Origin of the sequence: Okeania sp. SIO2B3 (assembly GCF_010672525.1) — a bacterium.
Taxonomy (GTDB): Bacteria; Cyanobacteriota; Cyanobacteriia; order Cyanobacteriales; family Microcoleaceae; genus Okeania.
Genome location: NZ_JAAHGH010000112.1, coordinates 1 through 23591, shown reverse-complemented (window position 1 = coordinate 23591; position 23591 = coordinate 1). Strand labels below are relative to the sequence as shown.

Below are 23591 nucleotides of genomic sequence, written 5' to 3'. Positions count from 1 at the left end.
TCAACTGCGGTGCAAAACATGTTCTTAGACGAGAATGCAGCCATAAATATATTAGTCGCGGGCGGGCAGTCCGAGACACTAAACGGACGTGGAGGCAAGCGTAAGACTACTGCAAAAGTAGCAGCAGTCAATGAAGTGTCAACCCACCGAGGAGCTACGGCTCGGTAGGAATCCCCGTGCCTTTAGGCCGGGGAGGATGTCAACGTATCGCTATTAAACGGACATGATATTACTACTCAGTCACCGTGTTGTTCACATAAACAAAGGTAACTTGGCACAAAAAGTTTCATTGTGTTGTTTGTTTATTCCTAATTAGTAGCTTGCTCTACTCTCTGCTTTGCTACATCAAGATAATTTTGATACTCGAGTACTTTTGTTTGTGCTGTTTGGTAGTTTGGATTAGACTCTGGCACTTCTTTCATCAGATCGACAGCTTTTTGCCACTCATTAGCTACCGCGTTCCATTCAGATTTTGTTTGAGCAGTCTGGGCTTTTTGAGCAGCAGTTTGGGCACTTTTAACAGCAAAATACCAAGGATCTGAAACAGTACTTCCCGAATCATTTGTTTTTGGAGATGGTGAGCTTTCAGTATCTTCAGAAGATGTTTGTGGTTTAGATGAGTCAGGATCATTAGTTTCAGTGTTTTCTGGTTTTGACTCACTTAGAAAGGGGAAGGGAAATATTCCACTAAAGTGTAATGCAGCAAGGGTGGCTAATGGTACTAAAAAAATGAGTAACAATATTGCCAGAATAAGAGGAGTTTTCTTTTTTTGAGCTGGAGGTTGCCCTGATATTTCCTCTTCAGTTTCTTCATACTCAGTTTCTTCATACTCAGTTTCTTCGTCGTATTCTCCCTCCTCGTAATAATCTTCGTCTGTTTCAGTTTCGTAGTCAGCTTCAACTTCTTCTTGATCTAACTCATCTATAGGTTGCTGAATATCTTCTAAGTCTGAGTTTTCTTCAAAGTCAGGTAGATCCGATGTTGGTGGTGTACCTAAAATAATTTCATCTTCCCAGACTGGTTGTTGATCGCCAGTCTGAATACCATATACTTTGACTGTGTGGATTGATTCAACTCCCAATTTAACGATTCCAGTTCTAATAAATTCAACAAGAGGGACTTGTTGATTAGCAACTTGATCGGACTCAAGTGTAACTTCAAGACAACCATTGTCCCTAGTTACTTGGACGTTAATACCTTTTTTTTGTAGTGAGTGGTTAATAATTGAGGAGATTATTTTTGGATCTCCTTGTTTAGCAAGTTCCCGCAGATTATTTGATGCCATAAATAGCGCTCCTTTGGGCTGGAGGGCGAATAGTTGATTTACTTAAAATTATTTAATTATTATAGTGAATTACCAAAGCCAAAACTTTTTGGCTCTGAGCTTCCTGCTTGACAGAGTAACGCCTATACTAAGTTAACTTAATTTTGGGTCTTACGTTCTCTCTACAGATTTATACCTTAGTTGATAAATTCATCGACTTTACTCTATGAACTACAACCTTACTAGCACTAAATTTTACCTGTTTGTCTTTGAAAATATAGAGACTATCTAAAATTAGTAAATGTCAGTTTTTAATGTTCCTGATTTCCCTACTTACTTTTTGCATAGTATGGGTCTTCATTAAAGCATTCAGATAAATTTTGACATTTTTACAGCCAATTTTAAAATCTTAAAAATCTTAACGGCAGTTTATTGTTTCACTGGGTTTGTCTAGCTACAAACTACCATGAGTTTTTCACCTCGTCCAGATTCTCCTCCAAAACCAATTAAATTAATCTCTATAGGCTGACCAACCGCCGATAATTTGCAGAATCAGAAAACCTACTACTTGGATTGTATATTAGCAGAAATCATAAATTTTTAACAAGATCGAATAATTAAAAATTGCTGCTTCTCTGTCTATACCTTTAATTAAATTTATCATATTATGATGTTTAATATACATCTCCTTCAAAAGAGGGATTAGGAAGTAGGGAGTAGGGAGTAGGGAGTAAGCGGAAAGAATTAATGAATAAGAATACGATAATTAATTGGATTTTTTATTATTGGAGATATCTAATAGAAGCTCTGATTTTTTTACACTAAGTAAAATTAATTAGAAAATTGTTCAATACTTTAGCTGATTATGAGATGCCAATCCTATTAATTTTATTAATTTTTAAGAATAGTGACTTTAGGGGGCATGGAAGATTAAAAATTATGCTAACGTTAATTGTTAAATATTTTCTAGGTTTTTTCTGTTGGCAATTTAATGACTTTATATGTCTTGAATAAATATCTCCAATAATGATAATTATGGCGAGGAAAACCCTGAAAAAAAAACTATATAAATTTACTCAGACCGATGGGAATGTTTGAATTATGGCCATAATGATTCCGGCCTCCTAAATTTTAACTCCGAGCCTACGATAGTTCTACGATTTTCCACTCAAGATATTTTTTTGAGAACACATCTGACAAAGTTCTATTACTTTAGTTTGTAGTGTAGATATTTGCTCTTTTCCTCCCTTGAGACTTACTTCTAACTCTAGTAATAAAGGTAAGGTTTTCTGTAATTGATTTAAGGACAAAGAATTAACCTCTTGTCGTAAAAAATATATCCTTTTAGGGTTGCCTATTTCCGCAGCTTGAGCGATCGCTTTTTCATCTCGCTCCCCTGTCTCTATCATTAGTTTTACCCAAAACCATATTCTAAATTGGCCTACCAGAGTAGCCACTATTCGTAATGGATGTTCATTGTGGGCAATTAAATCTGCCACTAACTCCAAAGCTTTAACCGTATCACCTAAACGAATTGCTGTAGCTAACTTTAAACTACTTTGAGTCTGAGAACCGACTAGAGTAGTAATTACTTCTAAGTCCACTACAGAATCTCCAGATACATATAACTGTAATTTAGTCAACTCACTATGAAGTTGTCGGCGATCGTTACCTAAAGCTTCTGCTAAAAAAGTAACCCCACTAGAATTAAGTTTGACTCCTACCTCCTGAGCCATTTCTTTGACTTGCTGCTCCAATAATTCTGTTTTCCAAGGAGGAATAGGAGAGAAATCTCTAACCTCAGCCCATTTTTGGATCAATTTTGTGGACTTAAGTCTTTTATCAGGTTTATTGGACGTAGTCAACAATAAAACAGTAGTTTCAGGAATCTGAGGTAGAGTACTTTCCAAATTCTCCAATAGATTTTGTGAACAATGCTGAGTTATATTAGTATCGACTAGCCAGACAAAACGACTACCAGAACCAAAAGGAGGAGTCATGGCCTGATTCAATCCAGTTTGAACAGCATCTATTGCTGGCAAAATTTTGTCATAATTAAAGCTAGCCCAATTAGGATCGAGGACAGATTCACGCAAAACATTAACTGCTAGCATCATTGAATATTCATCCTCGCCAAAGTATAGGTAAATTGGCATAAGAAGCTATTTTTTGATAAGGGGCGATTAAGATTGGACGATACATATCAGAACTACATTAACCGAGTAGCACAGACAACCTTGCTATCAAGTTACAAATCTCAGTTGGAATATATCCAACAGTCTCCGAAATTCACTAAACTGGATGGCCAAATTGAGGCTAAGAATTTTCCTGGCTATTCGGTGATTACTCCACCGAGGGAAGAAGACTCGCAAAACGACGAATTTTATCAGCATTTGCAACAATGTCAACAACAATTGGTAGAACTATTGGGAACTAATTTAATAATTCCCGTGCCTGGCAATAGTTTTCATTTAACCTTAGCTGATTTAATTTGGGAAAGTGCCTTTCTAGATGCTAGTCAAAGTAATCCTCAATTTGAAGAAAAACTACGCTCTTGTATTGCTGAAAGTCTTCAAGAGTTATCTATTGGCAAAAATGGCCATCAAGTGCGTTGGCAAGTTTTAGGAATTATGGTAATGACTAGAGCTATTGGTGTTTGTCTAGTCCCAAAAGATGAAAGTTCTTACAATCGGATTCTACAACTACGTCGGTCAATTTATCAAAATCCTAATTTCATTGCTCTAGGTATCGAACAGCAATATCACTTTACTGCTCATATTACCTTGGGATACTTTGGAGAAATTCCATCAGATTTAGATATTGCTGCTGTGGGAGATGGGATTTCAGAATTAAATAATCAATGGTTGGAAAACAATTCAGAAATGTTGTTGCATCGGGGAGAACTGCGAAAGTTTGATAATATGATACGGTATTATCGACAACCAGATTGGCCTGTTGTAGATTTGTAATTAGGGTTTGCTGAAAAAGTATTTTAGTAGGGGTAGGAGATAGGAGACAACCCACCCCCAACCCCTCCCAGGAGGGGAAGACAGGAGACAGGAGAAATGGGAATGAGTGAGGAGCTAGGAGTAAGAATTGTCCCAAGATTGTTCTGCCCAAATCTTGACCAAAATTCGCTCATTTTTGAACTATTACCACTTAAAACCTCGCACTTTTTGATACTTAACAAGGCTAAAACCTTTATCTATAAAGACTTTTAGATTTAATCAGCAAGCCCTAATTAAATTAGGCCAGAAATAATATAGGGAATAGGGAATAGGTAGGGACTTTGAATACTAAAGTCCCTACAGATTATTTTGTTTACAGGTTGTTAGGGAGCAAGTAATGAAAGGGGTATTCATAATTCTGATGTTGATTACGGTTAGTCCAAATATCTTAATTCTGATGTTGATTCACCAACGCCATTTTTTGACTTGATAAGTTAGAATTTTGATCGTAACTTGTCCTTAAGGGCAGAGTTTAAAAATTGTATTTGAAGTATTTTATATGGCGTTACATATTTTCCCATTGGAATTATAGTTTTAGAAAAAGAGTAAGTATTAAAGATGTGTTACCTTTTCTGTAAAGATTCACCCCTTAGTTCAGCAGCGCCTTTTATATAATTCCTACGGACTACGGACTACTGATATAGCTATAAATTATCGTGAGTATAAATGTTATTGGCATAGGTTTAGATGGAGTTGTTGGACTAAATGAGTCAGTGCGGAAAATTGTTGAAAGGGCGACTGTGTTAGTAGGAAGCGATCGCCATCTCCGTTATTTCCCTAATCATTCTGCCGAAATTATTGTACTGGAAGATATACTTGAGACAATTGTAGAAATACGACAGCATTTAGATACCCCTAATAGTTGTATCGTAGTTTTAACTTCAGGAGACCCTTTGTTTTTTGGTTTAGGGAGGTTATTAGTAACTCATTTTCCGCCAGAAAAATTAAGGTTTTATCCGCATCTGAGTTCGGTACAATTAGCTTTTAGTCGCCTTAAAATTCCTTGGCAAGATGCTAAAATAATTAGCGTTCATGGTCGCTCAATGGATGAGTTGATTCAAGCACTGCAGCAGGGAATTGAGAAAATAGCAGTGTTAACAGACAATACTCATACACCAAAAGCGATCGCTAGTTTATTATTGGCTTTAGATTTACCAATTGACTATCATTTTTGGGTCTGTGAAAATATAGGTAGTGAGGATGAACGAGTTCAACAATGGTCTATAGATGAAGCACAGCAAGAAATATTTGCTCCGTTAAATATAGTGGTATTATTACGTCAATCTAAAATAGCTAGTCAATCTATAGATTTAGCTAATTTGCCTTGGTTGGGGATACCAGATAATTATTTTTTTACTTACGACGATCGCCCAGGGTTAATGACTAAACGGGAAGTACGAGTGTTAATTTTGGCCGAGTTGGGTTTGCAACCAGGACAAATTATTTGGGATATTGGTGCTGGTAGTGGCTCTGTTTCAGTTGAAATTGCCCGCCTTTTTAGTGATTCTACAGTATATGCAATTGAAAAAACTGCTGCTGGAACAAGTTTAATTGAAGAAAACTGCCGTCGCTTTCAGACTAACAATGTAGTTTCTATTCATGGTAATGCTCCAGATATTTTGCATCACCTGCGCCCTCCCCATAGAATTTTTATTGGGGGTAGTAGTGGCAAACTCAGGAATATTCTGGGAGTTTGTGGGATGAGGATGCTACCTGGAGGAATTATAGTATTAGCGTTTACCAGTTTAGAAAATTTGCATACTGCTTTGAGTTGGGTAGAGGAAAGAAAAAAGAGCGATCGAAGTTGGAATTATCGTCTTTTGCAAGTACAGTTATCTCGTTCTATACCTATAGCTAATTTAACTCGCTTTACTCCACTCAATCCAGTGAATATTATGATTATTAGTAGGCAGTAATTTATTTGGGGAACAGGAAATAGCAAAGGTTTTTGGCGTTGGTGAAGCGCGGGTATGATACTAATCGCGCATTAGTTAGGGCTTGCTGAAAAAGTCTTATGGGTGAGGGTAGGAGACAGGAGACAACCCACCCCTCGCCCCTCCCCCTCCCAGGAGGGGGAGACAGGAGAAATGGGAATTTAGAGGAGATAGGAGTAAGAATTGTCAATTTGGGATTTTTCTGCCCAACTATGCGCCTAAAATACGCTCCATGCATGAGCATGAAGAGCCGAAAACCAGGCACTTTTGAAAGGCCTCAAAAAGGCTAAAGTATTTATATATCAATGCTTTGAGATTTAATCAGCAAGCCCTACTTAGGAGTCAACCCACCCGCGGGTCCCTCCCAGGAGGGGAAGTCAGTCGGACCGAGTCAGGAGGGAAGAAAGAAGAAAAAACCCCGAGTATAAGAAGAAAGTTTTTTGGTCGGGTAAGCGGAATCTGGAAGCTCATTTGCAAATCTATGAACCTATCCCACTAATACTAAAATGATGATACTCTGATCAGCGTTATATCATGTCCGGTAGCATCGGAGCGTGTATAATAGAGATAAAAATAATTGCCCGGAGCGATATGGCTGATGCCACGCTCCGCGAACGCCACTATGCCAAGACGTTTAAGTATCCAGGAGCATCTAAGTGTAGATGAATTAGAAATAAATTACCGAATTACCGATGATATCATGTCCGGTAGCATCGGAGCGTGTATAGAATTAAGTCACAATTGGAAGAAACCCTTTCCTAGGTCATGCTACGCAAACAGCATAGCTGCCCTCTGCCTTCCTTCCAGCAAAGTATAAGTAGGGCTTGCTGATTAATTATAAAAGTATTGATATATAAAGGTTTGAGTACTGCGAAGATCGAATTGCAGTGCCAGGTATCACGTTGAAAACCCTCAAAAAGCTAGTATTTTAGGCTCATAGTTGGGCAGAAAAATCCCAAATTGGCAATTGTTATACCAATTTCATAAACTTAAACAACACTTGTAAAAGTATCTATCAAGTTTGAAATCCAAGATGTCAAGTTATGTGTAGTCTGACTTTAGGAAATTGGTATTATATGATGTCCGGATAATTAGTGATAAAAAAACTTTCTCCTTCAACTCCAGTTCTTCTTTCTTCCCTCCTGACTCCTGTCTCCTGTCTCCTGTCTCCTCCGTCATTATTTATTTATAACTGTTCAACCGGACATGATATTACTCCTACCTCCTCGCTCATTCCTTGTTCCTCCTGTCTCCCCATCCTGGGAGCTAGGGGTGGGTTGTCTCCTACCCCTACAAAAAAACTTTATTCAACAAGCCTTAAGTATTCAAGCGGACATGATATGAGGTACAAATATTAATGATAAAGTCTTTGTAGTGCGGGCAAGATGCCCGCCACAGATGTACCTGACTGATATGAAATATCCTGTATCTAGGAGAGAAGGAATAAGGAAAAATATTGCGTTGCCTAAGTTTTAAGCTTTTGATATGTCCGCGCCCTTTCCTTCGACTGCTATATTTAAAGCTCGACCTTCAACTTTAACAATATAATCCTATCTGCCTAAAGAAACTATCATTTTATGTCATATCAAATTCGTTTAATTAGGTATAAAAAAAAATGTCCGATATCCATAATTAATTGCCGAATATTTTTAATTCTCTTCCCTCCTGAATTCTGACTCTTAACGAATTATACAGATGCTCAGGAATTTGGTATGAGAAATTATTTCTCATATCTCTCATGTTTTTCTTAAATATTCTCATATATATAGATAAGTTTATGCCAATATTTCCATTGTGTGGTTTCTTTAATTGAGTTGATTTAGATATAATTTAACTAATCAATATTAATTATTCCATTAAAATGTAGATCTTGTTGTGTTGATACTTAATGGGTATTCTATTATGTGGGAAGTATTAAGAACTCTATTTTCATCAAACCAATATGTGCCTCATGGTCAGTGTTACTTGTGGCAGTCTCAGCTTATCTGGTTACATCTTCTCAGTGACCTTTTGATTGGTTTAGCTTACTACTCCATAGCCATTACATTCATATACTTTCTCCGCCAGCGAACAGAGGTCCCATTTAAACAGATATTTTTCCTTTTTGGAGCTTTTATTATTTCCTGTGGCACAGGTCACCTGATGGATGTCTGGACTCTTTGGCATCCAGCATACTGGATATCAGGGCTAATCAAAGCCTTGACTGCTTTAGTATCAGTGTATACTGCAATTTCTCTAGTGCAAATTATGCCTCTAGCGCTGGCCTTACCAAGTCCTGGTCAACTAGAAGCCATTAATCAACAATTAAAAACAGAAGTAAGTCAAAGAGTAAAAGCTGAAAATATTCTAAAAAACTTGATTGTTGGTACAGCTTCAGTTACAGGAGAAAAATTCTTTTCTGCTCTAGTTAAACATTTAGCAAAAGCTTTGAATGTTAGGCACGCATTTGTATCGCAATTTCCAGAAGACAGTTCAGACGAACTCCAAACAGTAGCATTTTTTGCTAAAGGAAACTTGGCAAAAAATATCAAGTATAAAATCGAAGGAACTCCTTGTGAACCTGTCATTAGAGAAGCAAAACTCAAGTTTTATCCTGACCAAGTTCAGAACATTTTTCCAAAAGCATCTGGGTTAGTTGCAATGGGAGCAGCTTGTTATTTAGGAGTACCATTAATAAATGAACAAGAACAAGTAATAGGAGCATTATGTATTAATAACGATCAAACTTTAGATAACCCTGAAAATGCTATAGCCATTATGCGAGTATTTGCTGCTAGGGTTACAGCAGAATTACAACGTAAAAAAGCAGAATTTCAGCTCCAAAAAGCTTATGATGAATTAGAACAAAGAGTTAAATTAGCAACTAAAAACCTGCAAAAACGTACTTCGGAATTAGTTCAAATCAATGCCGTCCTAGCCATAGAAATAAATGAAAGAAGAACGGCAGAATTAGCTTTAAAAAATAGTGAAACAATTTTAAAACAAACACAATCAGGTTTATTAAAATTAGCAAAAAGCCAAAATTTATACAAAGGAAATCTTAGTGCAGCTCTAGCCGAAATAACTAAATTAGGTAGCCACACCCTGAATATAGAAAGAGTAAGTGTGTGGTTTTATAATGACGATAAATCAGAAATTAAATGTGCTGATTTATATGAAATGAGTCTAGATAAACATAGTCAAGGAATAATTCTTTCTAAAGATAACTATCCTCAATACTTTGAAGCTATAGAAATAGAAAAATTAATCGCTGCTTCAGATGCTCATCAAGACCATAGAACTAAAGAATTCAGTGATTCTTATCTGACTCCATTTTCAATTTATTCAATGTTAGATTCTCCCATTCATCTACAGGGAAAAATTGTTGGAGTTATTTGTTTAGAGCAAACTCAAACTAAAAGATATTGGACGATAGAAGAACAAAATTTTGCTAGTTATATGGCATATATGACAGCTTTAGCAATAGAATCACATGACCGCAAACAAGCAGAAGCAGCATTAAGCTCAAGTCAACGTTTAGTCGAAAAAATCACCCAGACCTGTCCAAGTCTTTTGTATATATACGATCTAGTTGAAAAGAAAAATGTTTATACTAATCGTTCAATTCAAGATATGCTTGGCTATACAGAATCAGAAATTCAAGAAATGGGGGAAAATTTATTAGAAAATCTGATGCACCCCGATGATTTTGCGAGACTGCCTCAACACCAGCAACAAATTATGATTGGAGCAGATGGCGATATCTTTGAATTTGAATATCAAATAAGATGTCGCCATGGGAAATGGATATGGCTATTTAGTAGAGAGACCATCTTTAGTAGAACAGAATCAGGAGCAGTCAAACAAATCATTGGTACAGCTACCGACATTACTGGAAGTAAACAAGCAGAAGCTAAACTACAAGCTAGCCAAAAGTTTTTGGAGCGAGTTATTAACTCAGTAGCTGACCCCATATTTGTTAAAGACCGCCAGCACCGTTGGCAAATTGTTAACAATGCTTTTTGTCAGATGATCGGAGCTTCGCAAAAAGAGTTGCTTGGCAAATCTGACTACGAATTTTTCCAAAAATCTGAAGCAGATGTTTTTTGGAGAAATGACAACCTTGTCTTTGAGAATGGAATAGAACAGGAAAGTGAAACAAAATTAACAAATATTGCTGGTAAAGTTCATTATCTATCAACAAAAAAAGTTGCCACCACTGATATTTTTGGTAATCAAGTATTGGTTGGTGTGATTCGAGATATAACGCAACAAAAACAAATTGAGTTAACCCTCCGAAAAACAGCAGAGCGAGAGTCTGCTCTAGCTACAGTAATTCAGAAGATGCACCAGTCTATAGATTTAGAATCAATATTTGAAGCTACAACTGAAGCACTACGACAGGTAGTTAAAGGCGATCGCTGTATTGTCTATCGTTTCCATCCTGACTGGAGTGGGGAATGTGTGGCTGAGTCGGTAGACCAGAAATGGACTTCTGTATTAGGTTCCTTAGCATCCGAAGTCGCAGTTGATAAAAATGAATGTGTAGTTAAAGGTTTTGCCAGTGTTAATAAAACGGTACAATATGCCGACACTTATCTAAAAGAGACTCAAGGTGGTGTTTATAGTCAAGGAATAAAATATACATCCGTAGCAGATATTTACAAATCTGGGTTTGATTCATGTTACCTAAAATTCTTAGAGCAATTTCAAGTAAGAGCTTATATTACTGTTCCCATATTTTGTGGTACTCAGTTATGGGGACTATTAGCAATTTACCAAAATGCTGGTCCGCGCTCATGGCAAGAATCAGAAATTAGTCTAGTGGTTCAAATAGGTACTCAGTTAGGAGTAGCAGTACAGCAAGCAGAACTACTTACCTATACTCAAAGACAAGCAGCAGAATTGAAAGTAGCAAAAGAAACTGCTGATGCAGCAAATCAAGCGAAAAGTGAATTTCTGGCTAATATGAGCCATGAATTACGCACACCTCTAAATGCCATTCTTGGTTTTACTCAACTAATGAATAGAGATCAAGATTTATCTTTTGAATATCAAAAATATCTAGAAATTATTAGTCATAGTGGAGAACATTTACTAGCATTAATTAATGATATTCTTGAAATGTCAAAAATAGAATCGGGACGAATAGAAGTAAATGAAAATGATTTTAATTTTCACTGTCTATTAGATGGCCTGGAAAAAATGTTACAGTTAAAAGCTAAATTAAAAGGTTTAGAGTTAAAATTTGAGCGTTCTCCAGCAATTCCTGAATGGATTAAAACTGATGAAAATAAATTACGTCAAGTATTAATTAATCTCATTGGTAATGGGATTAAATTTACAAAAAAAGGTAGCATTACAGTTAATATTTCCCTAGTTACTAACATTAAAAATGAACAGTTAGAAACAGACTCCTCTGTGGCTCAGATTATTTTTTCCATTACAGATACTGGAAAGGGTATTGCCTCCAATGAACTAGATAAATTATTCAAACCTTTTAGTCAAACTTTAACTGGTTATGAATCCAAAGAAGGGACAGGTTTGGGTTTAGCAATTAGTCAAAAATTTGTTCAATTAATGAAGGGAAAAATAACTGTAAATAGTATCCTTGGTCAAGGAAGTACATTTACTTTTGATATTCAAGCAGAGATAGTAGAAGCATCTTTAACAACAGAAAATCAATATTCAGAAGAAATAATTATTGGTTTAGACTTTGACCAACCTCAATATCGTATTTTAATTGCGGAGGATAGAAATACTAACCGTTTGTTATTAGTAAAACTACTTACATCTGTAGGTTTTACCGTTCAAGAAGCCGAGAATGGTAAACAAGCCATAGAAATTTGGCAGAATTGGCAACCTCACTTAATCTTAATGGATATGCGAATGCCAGTAATGAATGGCTATGAAGCAACTACAAATATCAGAAGTAAATTAAAAGGTAAATCAACTAAAATTATTGCTCTTACTGCTAGTGCATTTGAAGAAGACAAACGTGCAATTTTATCAGCAGGATGTGATGATTTTGTCAGAAAGCCATTTCAAGAATCAGAATTATTAAAAAAAATTGGCAAATATTTAGAGGTAAAATATATTTATGCAGCCCAAAAAATTAACAACGAAAATATTAATGAAAATTCTCCAGAAAAAATACTAAATTATTCTGAAATAACTGCTAAGATTGCCAAGATGCCTTTAGAGTGGACTAAAAAATTAAACCATGCTGCATCTATGGGTTCTGATGATGAAATTTTCCAACTGCTTAAGCAAATTCCTCAAGGCAATGCAACTCTTACTACAGCCTTAACTGATTTAGTTGAGAACTTCCGATTTGATATAATTATAGATTTAACCAAACATTCAGAAAGCTCTAAATAGTTAACAATGGAAAATTCAAAACAACAAGATAAAATACTAAATATGAACAAAACTCCAGCAGATATCCTAATTGTTGATGATACGCCAGAAAACTTGCGCCTTTTATCCCGAATGCTAACAAAGCAAGGGTATAATGTTCGCAAGGCAATTAGTGGACAAATGGCACTGAGGGCGGTAAACACTGCACCCCCCAATCTCATTTTGCTAGATATTATGATGCCACAGGTAGATGGGTATGAAGTTTGTCAACAGTTAAAAAATAATCCTCAGACCTGTGAAATTCCGATAATTTTCCTCAGCGCACTTGATGATGTAATTGATAAAGTTAAAGCATTTAAAGTAGGAGGGGTAGATTATATTACTAAACCATTTCACCTAGAAGAAGTTTTAATCCGAATTCAAAATCAATTATCACTACAAGCTGCAGAAAAAGAAGTTCTCCTACTCAATACTCAACTAGAAATGAGAGTGCAAGAGCGTACAAAGCAGCTAGAGGAAGCTAATGCCAAATTACTTGAAATGGCGCTTCACGATAGTTTGACAGGATTAGCAAATCGGGTTTTATTCATGGACCGTCTAAAACAAGCTCTTGATTATACTCAAGTCAATTCAGAATATCGGTTTGCCGTGATTTTTCTAGACTGCGATCGCTTCAAAGTAGTTAATGATTCTCTTGGCCATCTAGTAGGAGATGAATTACTCATAGCAATTTCTGGTCGCTTACAAAAAGTACTTAAACCAGAAGATACCTTAGCAAGACTAGGAGGAGATGAATTTGGTATTCTACAAATCAATATTCAAGATATAGATCCTGCTGTGAACTTAGCAAATCAAATATTTGAACTTCTATCTTATCCATTTAAGCTGCTCAGACATGAAGTTTTTATTAATGCTAGTATTGGCATTACTTTAGGCAATAATAACTATGAAAAACCAGAATATTTATTAAGAGATGCAGACACAGCAATGTATCAAGCTAAAGCATCAGGGAAGGCAAGGTATCATATCTTCACTCCAGAAATGCATAATTCTGCTCTCCAACTTTTGCAGTTAGAAACAGACCTACGCCGAGCAATTAATCAAGAAGAATTTGTCGTTTATTATCAACCAATTATTGAATTTAATACAGGTAAAATAACAGGTTTTGAAGCACTGGTACGTTGGTATCATCCTCAACGTGGTATAGTTTCACCAGGATTATTTATTCCGATAGCAGAAGAAACAGGTTTAATTAACCCCCTGGGCAATTTAGTAATGCGGGAGGCGTGTCATCAACTCTATAAATGGCAGCAGCAAAAAATTACCGATTATCCTCTGACAATGAGTATTAATTTATCAGTCAGACAATTTGCCCAACCAAATTTGATTGAACAAGTCGATAAAATCCTGGCAGAAACACAAGTAAATCCTCAAAATATTAAATTAGAAATTACAGAAAGTGCTATAATGGAAAATACAAAAACTGCTGATATATTACTCAAACAACTTAGAGAAAGATATATCAAACTATGTATAGATGATTTTGGTACTGGTTATTCTTCACTGAGTTACTTACATTTATTTCCTGTAGACACCCTAAAAATAGATCGATCTTTTATCTGGTCAATTGATGAGAAATCAACTGATTTAGGACTTGTTCCAGCAATTATTAGTATTGCTAAAACTATGAAAATGAATGTAGTTGCTGAAGGTATAGAAACACCTATACAATTCAAACAATTAAAACAGTTAGAATGTGATTTTGGTCAAGGATTTTTATTTTCTAAACCTCTAGAAGCAGAAAAAATTACTGAATTACTGAAGGCAAATCCCCAGTGGTAATACCAAGTCCTGTCGATCAAATAGATTTATAATTGTTACCTATTTTAGTATAACTAATTAATTTGCCACAAATGAACGACACCATAGCGATTACTAGATGCTAAAAAGTAAAAATTTGCCATTTTGAGAAAATGCAATACTGTTAACGACATTAGTATGTCCAAGTAAAGTTTTTCGGGATTTACCAGTACTAATACCAAGGGTGAAAAAAGAATGCTTAACTTAAGTGACACTTCAATTATTAAGCAATTAACACAGACTGAATAATTTTTTTGATAATTAGCACCCCAGTTATTGTTAATTAGGGCTTGCTGATTAAATCTAAAAGCATTGACATATAAAGACAAGTGCCTTTTTGGGGACTTTAAAAAGTACCTGGTTTTCAGCTCTTCACGCTCAAAAAGTTAGTATTTTAGGCGCATAGTTGGGCAGAAAAATCATTCCTACAATTCTTAAAATTTTATTTATAACTGACCCGTCCGAACATGATATAACCCCTCCGGTGGAGGGGAAGTCAGGAGTCAGGAGTCGTATGGGAATGGCTTCGATATCGTTTTTTTAGGTCGGAACTTATATTTTTCGTCAAAAGGATATCCTCTATAAAGTCTTTTAATCACGCAAATTATTCGTAACATTCTTTTTTCAAAATGGTATGATCTCATGTCCGTTGGGGCGCGTTTGTGTAAACCCAAGAGTGAATATCTGGAAATTTAAGTTTTTTTCTTGCTCTTAAGCATTCCTACTTCTTCCCTCTTCCTTCTTCCCTCTTCCTTCTTCCCTCTTCCTTACCTTAGCTATACAATACCGATGCTACCGGACATGATATAATTTATATCAATAATTGGCGTTGCTGAATTGAAGTATGAATGCGCGATTGTTTGGTTCTCGCCTTCGCCCCCGCGCATCCCCCGCGCATTGGGGGACTTTTAGAGTTTTATTCCCCCCAATTTTGGCTTGCTCGGGTAGCTCTGCATCATACCCATAATCAGCAACACCCAATAATTAAATTTATTACAGGACTTACGCAAAGGCACTATATATAGAGTCTTGGCTCGTTATACTAGCACTAACACGCCCTACCAATAGCGTTCATGCGTAAGTCCTATTATTATTGAGATTTTTCAGGTGAATAAGTTCGCCCTTTCCAATGACCACCTCGCCCTTGCCAGTGTCTCCAAGCTGAATCTATAGTAATTAATGTATAGAGCAAAGCAACAGTTGGTAAACTCATCGCATAGATTGGTGAAATTTGATAAAATCTGATAATAGGTAAGTAAGCTAAAAACATTAATATTCTTGCCAAGAAAGCGATCGCTACTATTTCCCACCAACTAAAAATTACTCCTAAAATTATTCCTAATGAGGGAACTAAATAAATTAACTTCATCCCTATTACTGTTGCCACTAACAGCAGCGGTGAATAATTTAATTGAGTAAAAGCAGTACGAGCAACCATACTCCAAATACTAAATAAATCTGGATAGGAACGTCTACTTTTCGTGTCTGAAGTTAGCCCTAACCAAATCTTTTTATTGGTTGATTTTTGTTTAACTGTTTTAGCTAAAGAACAATCATCTATTAAAGCATTTTTAATAACTTCTATTCCGCCAATTTCATCTAAAACTTGGTGACGAATTAATATACAACCTCCAGCAGCAGCAGCAGTAGAATTTTGCGGATTATTTACCCATCTAAATGGATATAATTTTTGGAAAAAAAATACAAATGCTGGAATCATTAATTCCTCTGCTAAAGTTTGGCATTGCAGCTTCACCATTAAAGAAGCTAAAGCTAAATTTTCCTGTTCTGCTTTAATAATAAGTTGACGAATATTTGTGGAGCTATGTTCAATATCTGCATCAGTAAAAAGAAAATAATCTGGGGCTGGGGTTTGTTTTTTTGCATAATTAATTCCTTGATTAATTGCCCATAATTTTCCACTCCAGCCACTAGGTAATTTTCCTGCTGAAATTACTTCTATTTTAGTAAAATTATCATTTTCTTGAGCTATGAATTTAGCAACATTAGCTGTGTTATCTTTGCTATTGTCGTCCACCAATATAATCTTGAAATTCCCTGGATAGTCTTGATTTAATAAGGATTTTAGTGTCAATCTCAATAATTTTGCTTCATTTCGAGCAGGAATTATCACAGAAATTGACGGCCAATATTGATTTTTTCTAATTTCTGTTTCTGATATGGGCAATAATCGTTGATCTGCCAACCAAAATTTGCCTCTAAAAATCAATAAATATATCCATATTATTAGATTTATAATTATCGTTATCAATAATATTTGCTGCATAAACTCACCCTAAATTCAAGAAGACTTTAAGTAAAGTTATAGGTGTTAAGTGATAAGTTTTAAATAAATCATATTATATATGCTTAATTAGTGATAAAAAAAGAGTTTTTCCTGCCCCATATTTATTGACTTTCTTTCTCCCTACTCACTTATTTATCACTATTCAAGCAGCCATGATAGAACCTACGACCTAATACCATTTTAATCAAGATGTGAAAGACTTAGATAACCCCTTGGTTATACCAATTTTAAAAAAGAATGTTACGAATAGTAAGGGCGATAAAAAGACTTTACAGGAGAAGATGTTTCTTTGACAAAGCGGTCGGGGGATGGCGAGGGAACCTCGCCAGATCCAATAGACTAAGAGAGCGGTGCGACCCTGCGACGACACCAGTCGCACCTGGTAGCGCACCAACAGAAAAAGATAATTTACACCCTCAAAAATGGTACTAAAGCCATTTCCATACGACTCCTGACTCCTGAGTTTCCCTCCAGCGGAGGGGCCAGCGGGTGGGTTGACTCCTAAGAAATAGGCTAGCTATTTGTAGCAAATATTTATCAATTTGGTATTAGAGGTCAGAAGTGATTAGGTAATTGTTATATCAAATCTGGTAACATCGGTATAAAATCTTTTGAAAGTAGGAGGACTGAGTCAGGAGTAAAAACAGTTATAAAGATTTGGCAATGGTGAAGATGGAGAATATTTTTATACCTAATTAAACGGATTTGATATTATACTCTTCCATAACTTTAATCAAGAAATTGCACATAATAAACTTAAGCATTACCTTGCTTTGGTAGACTCTACTGATATACAGATTAGATACAGATTCATCAAGATTTGGTATTAGGTAAAATCTTGTTACCTACAGCCTATAACCTAAAATCTAGCACCTTCTATAAGATTTGGTATTAGTTGAACAATTAACAATGATTTCTTATTTTCAAGGAGAGATTTACTAAAAGGATTTTTTTTCTTCTTTACCCTTGATCAGGAGAGGTTTTAAGCATTAATTATTAGGTAAAATTTTGTTGCCTACAACCTAAAATATGCCACCTTCTATAAGATTTTGCATTAGGTAAAATGTCCTTACCTACAACCTAAAACCTACCACCTACCACCTTCTTCTCCCTAAAGATTAATAATTTCTACCTCCTCTAAATTCTCAGCAGGTGTAAATCCAAATACACGGGAGTAAAAATAAAATTCCCCATCTAAAGCCCGTTTAATATTCTCTGAACGACGAAATCCATGTTGTTCTTCTGGAAAGGCAACATAAGCCACTGGTAATCCTTTTTGCTTTAAAGCTTTTAACATTATTTCTGCTTGATTTGGTGGCACAACTTTATCTTCTAAACCTTGGAAAAAAATTACAGGACAAGACAAAAGCTCAGTAAAATTAATAGGCGATCGCTGTTTGTATAAATCTTTGGTTTTAGGATAAGGCCCAATCAATCCATCTAAATAACGAGATTCAAATTTATGAGTATCTGTTGCTAAAGCCTCTAGATCGCTAACTCCATAATAACTAGCACCAGCCTTAAAAACATCCTTAAAAGTTAACGCACATAAAGTAGTATAACCTCCTGCACTACCACCAGAAATAGCCATACGATTACCATCAACTAAACCCTGTTTAGCTAAATATTGAGCGCCATTAACACAATCATCAACATCAACAATTCCCCAGTTATTTCTTAGTCTTTGCTGATACTCTCGTCCATAGCCAGTGCTGCCTCCATAATTAACATCAAATACGGCAAAACCACGACTTGTCCAATATTGAATTTTTAAGCTTAAACTACTAGAAGTTGCGGCTGTCGGACCGCCATGACTTTTGACTAAAAGAGGTGGTTTTTCTGATGTTATTTCTGTGTAATCTTGATTAGTTGGTGGATAAAATAAACCATAAGCAATATTCCCATTTTCAGTAGGAAATTCTATTGATTGAGGAATAGACAAATAACCTGAATTAATCTCTAAATCTGTAGAACGTTTTAAGATATCAATAGCACCTGTAGATAGATTGATATTTACAATTTCAGTGGGTTTTGTCGGAGAACTTCCCAGAAAATAAACTCGCTCTCCTATGGCTTTCAAAGAACCCATAGAAGTATAGGATATTTCTATTTCCTGTAGATGTTTTTTCGTAGTATTAAGAGTTGCTAAATGCCAAATTCCATTTTGAGTAAAAGTGCAAAGAATTTTGTTTGCTGCTGTAAAGCCATAAGTAGACATTCCAAATACCCATTGTGGCATTCCAAACTCTGCATTTAAAGGATATAATGGTTCTACATTTACCATTTCAGTTCCTGAAACCCGATAAATATTCCACCATTTAGAGCGATCGCTAACAAAATATAAGATTCCTTCTGGCGACCATTCCGGTTGAAAAATTGATTCTTCTTTGCCACCTGCCACTAATTGAGTATCACCTAATAAACCATTTGCATTAATCTGAGCTACCCATAACTCAGTACCATCCCAAGGCATATTAGGATGATTCCAGCTTATCCAACAAAGTCGCTCGCCATCTGGACTAAGACGTGGCGAGGCATAAAAATCATTACCCTCGACTAATATCTGAATATCTGCCTCATTTTTGATATTGATGCTAACTATCCTATTTGTAGCTTCTCCACCTTTGGTATGATCTTCCTGAATACAAATTAGACGATCGCGCTGTTTATCCATCACAGCATCAGCATAACGGCAGTTTGCTTCTGGAGTTAAAGGTTGAGGAGCTGCATCTGGAGTTTGGCGGTAGAGACGTTGGTCGGCAAAATTAGAAAAATAAATCGTGCCATCTGTCACCAAAAACGCACCACCTCCGTATTCATGGACCCTGGTACGGACATTAAAAGGTGAAGGAGTGATGTCAGTTGTCTGTCCATCTGGAGTGTGACGGACAATTACATTCCGTCCACCTTCTGAGGGTCGTCCCTCGATCCAGTACACATCTTCACCATCAATGGCAATACTGTTAAGTCCAATTGTCCCTGCCACAATCAAATCAGCAGTGATGGGAGATTTCCAAGAGCCATAAGGTGCTATTTCTTTCATAGTTTAAAATTAATATTATAGATTATAGAGCAATATTTACTATTAATTGTGTCATTGTCAGTCACTAAGTCCTAAATATTCAGTTTCATTTAATAATAGGACCATATAATTTTGATTTAACTACCACCACTCAACCTACAATGTTAATACAACCTAATCATATCGACTGGAAAAAAGTTTGTTAAATTGTAATCTATTTTTTTCAATAAGTATCTAATTTTATCTTTTGGGAAAAAAGGCGATCGCTTGGAGTTAATTATTGCTGTTGGAGTTAATCATTACGATCTACTTTTTGCTATTTATATCATGTCCGGTTGAACAGTTATAAAATAAATAACGACGGAGTCCTCAGGAGTCAGGAGAGAAGAAAGAAGGAGGAAGAAAAAGAACAGGATAAGAAGGAGAAAGTTTTTTGGTCGCGTAAGTGGAACGGAGTTCTATCACGCTCTGATCCGGACATGATATTACACACTTTTACAGCGCTTTTCAAGTCGATGAACCACATCTTCACAAACAAAACCTTCTAGGGAAGTTCCATGGAACTTCCCTACTGTGGTCTACCGTGCAGGAAAACCGCTGTAATTTTTGTTTTTATTGCGAGCAGGTAGTTATATAATAGACTTGTCGCTTTATAACTTAAAAAATCCCCAAAAACTTGTTATATAAGGATTGTAGCTATTGACAATCAAAATACATTGGAATGATTACTCTGTCTAGGTTAGAGCGATTTTTTCCCTCTATTTAGCGACAACTCTAATATACGTTTAATAGGGCGGTCATAAAGTTCTCAGGTGGGGGGCACAATATAACGCATACTATGCTATTTTTAGCGAATAATTAATAATTAAATAATTAAACAATTCAGCTAATTCCGCCTCCCCTTTCAAGGGGAAAAAAGCGGTCGTTTGCGGAGCATTCCGTAGGATGGGATGGCTCCGAAACCTGCGCCATATAATCGACCAAGAGAATAAATTTTTTCCTTATTTGTCAATCCTCTCCCTAAAAGGGAGAGGTAATTATCAATTATCCATTAATGAACCCCCTACTTCAAATTATATGAAGCTTAGACTACTCTCATTTATTAGATGAAAAAGGAATCATTGAAAGTAGTTAAGCGAGATGCTATTTGCTCTGAAGTCGCAGACAAATTTTCTAGAGTAACTAAAAGTTGATCGTTCCAGAAAATAGAAATGTTGTTTCCAACAGCATCAATTGTTAAGTTCTGTTCATCAGTAGTAAGTCCATCAGGCAACACTAGGAAGTCTTGATTTATATTGAAATCAGTGATGATATCTGTTCCTTGGTTAAAGTTTAAGAGGAAGCGATCGCTACCACTACCTCCCGTAAAAGTATCATTGCCGTCCCCACCATTCAAGAAGTCATCACCTGCTTCTCCCAAGAGAGAATCATTTCCTAATGAACCAAACAAGCTGTCGTTATCTTCACCACCTAACATTGTGTCATTACCATCTTCACCAAATAATTGATCCTCACCTTGATTGCCAAATATGAGGTCGTCTCCTATGCCACCAAACAAGTAGTCTTGCTGGCCTTGTGTACCAACTGCTGCTACAAGTTCGGGGTTATCTCCATAGAGAGTATCATTATCTTCACAGCCACAGAGAGTATCATTACCTTGATCGCCAAACAGAATATCATCTCCTAGCTGACCATATATTAAGTCATCACCCTTACCACCTCGTGAAGTATCATTGTCTTCACCACTAAGGATAGTATCTGCAGCATAGTTACCACTGAGGAAGTCATTTCCGGCACCGCCAGAAATAAAGTCTTTTCCTAATACATCAGGATCGGTAACACTATTGTTGCCACCATAGATGACATCATTTCCTTCCTCCCCTAAGAGGGTATCGTCTCCTTGGTCGCCAAACATGGAATCATCATCTTTACCACCATAGATGAAATCATCATCCTTACCACCGTACATGACATCGTTACCTCGACTGCCTTGCATGACATCGTTACCTCGACCGCCATGAACAGAATCTTCCCCTACTTCCTCTTCTGATGAATTTGAACTGGGGTCACCAACAATTTGATCGTCGCCATTTTCACCCATGAGTAGATCGTGTCCTTCCTGTCCGAAAAGAATATCTGGTCCTTTTCCACCACGGACTTCATCGTTATCCTTACCACCCATGAGCATATCATTGCTCCGGTTGCCGTTGAGGTAGTCATTACCCCTTCCACCATTCATAGTATCGCTACCAGCAGAGTCTTTGTCAGTACCACCAGCAGTACCACCCCAGAGGGTATCGTCATCTTTGTCACCGAGGACGAGATCGTTGCCTATATCAGCCCAGATGACATCATTGTGCTTACCACCACGAACTATATCGTCGTTTTTTCCTGAATTAATAATATCCGGTTGTTCTTTGCCATTAACAAAATCAGAGCCACGGTTAGCAAAAATTAGGTCTTCACCCTCACCACCATAAATAACATCATCGCTATCACCACCTTCTACAGTGTCATTTCCACCCAAGGCATCAATTGCTTGGCTGACTCTTTGATTTGTTATAGACTCACTTTCTTCTGTACCGAAGAATAGCTCTTCAAATAGATTTGTTTCGTCGATAACTATAGAGGGCAAGATAGGTAAATCTACAAGTCCTATAGTTGGAGGAGGAGGACATGAATGATCTTCATTTATAGGAGTTGGTTCTGGAGTTGGCTCTGGTTCTGGCTCTGGTTCTGGCTCTGGTTCTGGTTCTGGCTCTGGCTCTGGTTCTGGCTCTGGTTCTGGCTCTGGTTCTGGTTCTGGCTCTGGCTCTGGCTCTGGCTCTGGTTCTGGTTCTGGTTCTGGCTCTGGCTCTGGCTCTGGTTCTGGCTCTGGCTCTGGTTCTGGCTCTGGCTCTGGCTCTGGCTCTGGTTCTGGCTCTGGTTCTGGCTCTGGTTCTGGCTCTGGCTCTGGTTCTGGAGTATCAACAATATTAATAGTAATATCAGCAGGTTCCAAAGGATTACCCTCTGGGTCATTGGCCACATAAGGTATACTGACAACTCCAGTAAAACCAGATACGGGAGTGAATGTCACATTGCCGTCATCATCTACTTCAAATGTACCTTCTGCTGGTATTTCTAATGTTTTCTGAATTCCTGGTGTATCTGGGTCCAGGTCTATGGAAGCGAGGTCGATGGGAGTATCGTTATCGACGATATTCACAGTCACAGGAGTATCAATAGGAGTTGTGGCACTGTCATCGTCTAGCTCGCCAACAATATCAATAGTAATATCAGCAGGTTCCAAAGGATTACCCTCTGGGTCATTGGCCACATAAGGAATACTGACAACTCCAGTAAAACCAGATACGGGAGTGAATGTCACATTGCCGTCATCATCTACTTCAAATGTACCTTCTGCTGGTATTTCTAATGTTTTCTGAATTCCTGGTGTATCTGGGTCCAGGTCAATAGAAGCGAGGTCGATGGGAGTATCGTTATCGACGATATTCACAGTCACAGGAGTATCAATAGGAGTTGTGGCACTGTCATCGTCTAGCTCGCCAACAATATCAATAGTAATATTAGCAGGTTCCAAAGGATTACCCTCTGGGTCATTGGCCACATAAGGAATACTGACAACTCCAGTAAAACCAGATACGGGAGTGAATGTCACATTGCCGTCATCATCGACTTCAAATGTACCTTCTGCTGGTATTTCTAATGTTTTCTGCACTCCTGGAGTATCTGGGTCCAGGTCAATAGAAGCGAGGTCGATGGGAGTATCGTTATCGACGATATTCACAGTCACAGGAGTATCAATAGGAGTTGTGGCACTGTCATCGTCTAGCTCGCCAACAATATCAATAG

At 36.9% G+C, this 23591-nt stretch carries 10 protein-coding genes; 5 read left to right on the top strand and 5 right to left on the bottom strand.

The window, feature by feature from the left end; translation table 11 throughout:
• Positions 1-308: 308 nt before the first annotated feature.
• Both F6K15_RS32610 and holA read right to left on the bottom strand, forming a co-directional pair.
• Positions 309-1286 (bottom strand): hypothetical protein, encoded by a 978-nt coding sequence (locus F6K15_RS32610; protein WP_293069493.1) that lies wholly within the window; start codon positions 1284-1286, stop codon positions 309-311.
• A gap of 1133 nt (positions 1287-2419) precedes the next feature.
• The gene (gene holA / locus F6K15_RS32605; protein WP_293069491.1) at positions 2420-3421 is read right to left on the bottom strand and encodes a DNA polymerase III subunit delta; all 1002 of its coding nucleotides are present in this window, start codon (positions 3419-3421) and stop codon (positions 2420-2422) included.
• Between the two features lie 33 nt (positions 3422-3454).
• Here holA and F6K15_RS32600 point away from each other — a divergent pair, with 33 nt between their 5' ends.
• The 4 genes from F6K15_RS32600 to F6K15_RS32585 all read left to right on the top strand — a co-directional run bounded on the left by F6K15_RS32600 (position 3455) and on the right by F6K15_RS32585 (position 14388).
• Complete coding sequence (locus F6K15_RS32600) at positions 3455-4234, top strand: DUF1868 domain-containing protein (protein WP_293069490.1); 780 nt, start codon at positions 3455-3457, stop codon at positions 4232-4234.
• Between the two features lie 695 nt (positions 4235-4929).
• A complete protein-coding gene (gene cbiE, locus F6K15_RS32595) occupies positions 4930-6189 on the top strand; it encodes a precorrin-6y C5,15-methyltransferase (decarboxylating) subunit CbiE (protein ID WP_293069488.1) in 1260 nt (419 codons plus the stop codon).
• A 1920-nt stretch (positions 6190-8109) separates the two neighbouring features.
• Positions 8110-12567 (top strand): GAF domain-containing protein, encoded by a 4458-nt coding sequence (locus tag F6K15_RS32590; RefSeq protein ID WP_293069486.1) that lies wholly within the window; start codon positions 8110-8112, stop codon positions 12565-12567.
• Positions 12568-12609: 42 nt separating this feature from the next.
• Complete coding sequence (locus F6K15_RS32585) at positions 12610-14388, top strand: GGDEF domain-containing response regulator (RefSeq protein WP_293069495.1); 1779 nt, start codon at positions 12610-12612, stop codon at positions 14386-14388.
• 1108 nt (positions 14389-15496) lie between these two features.
• Here the strand turns inward: F6K15_RS32585 and F6K15_RS32580 are convergent.
• Positions 15497-16693, bottom strand: coding sequence for a glycosyltransferase (locus tag F6K15_RS32580; RefSeq protein WP_293069484.1), 1197 nt, complete (start codon positions 16691-16693; stop codon positions 15497-15499).
• A gap of 258 nt (positions 16694-16951) precedes the next feature.
• Here F6K15_RS32580 and F6K15_RS32575 point away from each other — a divergent pair, with 258 nt between their 5' ends.
• Positions 16952-17146, top strand: a complete 195-nt coding sequence (locus F6K15_RS32575) for a hypothetical protein (RefSeq protein WP_293069483.1) — start codon at positions 16952-16954, stop codon at positions 17144-17146.
• A gap of 679 nt (positions 17147-17825) precedes the next feature.
• Here the strand turns inward: F6K15_RS32575 and F6K15_RS32570 are convergent.
• Positions 17826-19757: a S9 family peptidase gene (locus F6K15_RS32570; RefSeq protein ID WP_293069481.1), complete on the bottom strand. Its 1932-nt coding sequence runs from the start codon at positions 19755-19757 to the stop codon at positions 17826-17828.
• Positions 19758-20838: 1081 nt separating this feature from the next.
• On the bottom strand, positions 20839-23591 hold a 2753-nt coding region (locus tag F6K15_RS32565; protein ID WP_293069479.1), incomplete at its 5' end, for an Ig-like domain-containing protein.

Coding starts and splice junctions, on each gene's coding strand:
- F6K15_RS32610 (WP_293069493.1), bottom strand. CDS start 1,286: ATGGCATCAAATAATCTGCGGGAACTTGCTAAACAAGGAGATCCAAAA.
- holA (WP_293069491.1), bottom strand. CDS start 3,421: ATGCCAATTTACCTATACTTTGGCGAGGATGAATATTCAATGATGCTA.
- F6K15_RS32590 (WP_293069486.1), top strand. CDS start 8,110: ATGTGGGAAGTATTAAGAACTCTATTTTCATCAAACCAATATGTGCCT.
- F6K15_RS32585 (WP_293069495.1), top strand. CDS start 12,610: ATGAACAAAACTCCAGCAGATATCCTAATTGTTGATGATACGCCAGAA.
- F6K15_RS32580 (WP_293069484.1), bottom strand. CDS start 16,693: ATGCAGCAAATATTATTGATAACGATAATTATAAATCTAATAATATGG.
- F6K15_RS32575 (WP_293069483.1), top strand. CDS start 16,952: ATGTTACGAATAGTAAGGGCGATAAAAAGACTTTACAGGAGAAGATGT.
- F6K15_RS32570 (WP_293069481.1), bottom strand. CDS start 19,757: ATGAAAGAAATAGCACCTTATGGCTCTTGGAAATCTCCCATCACTGCT.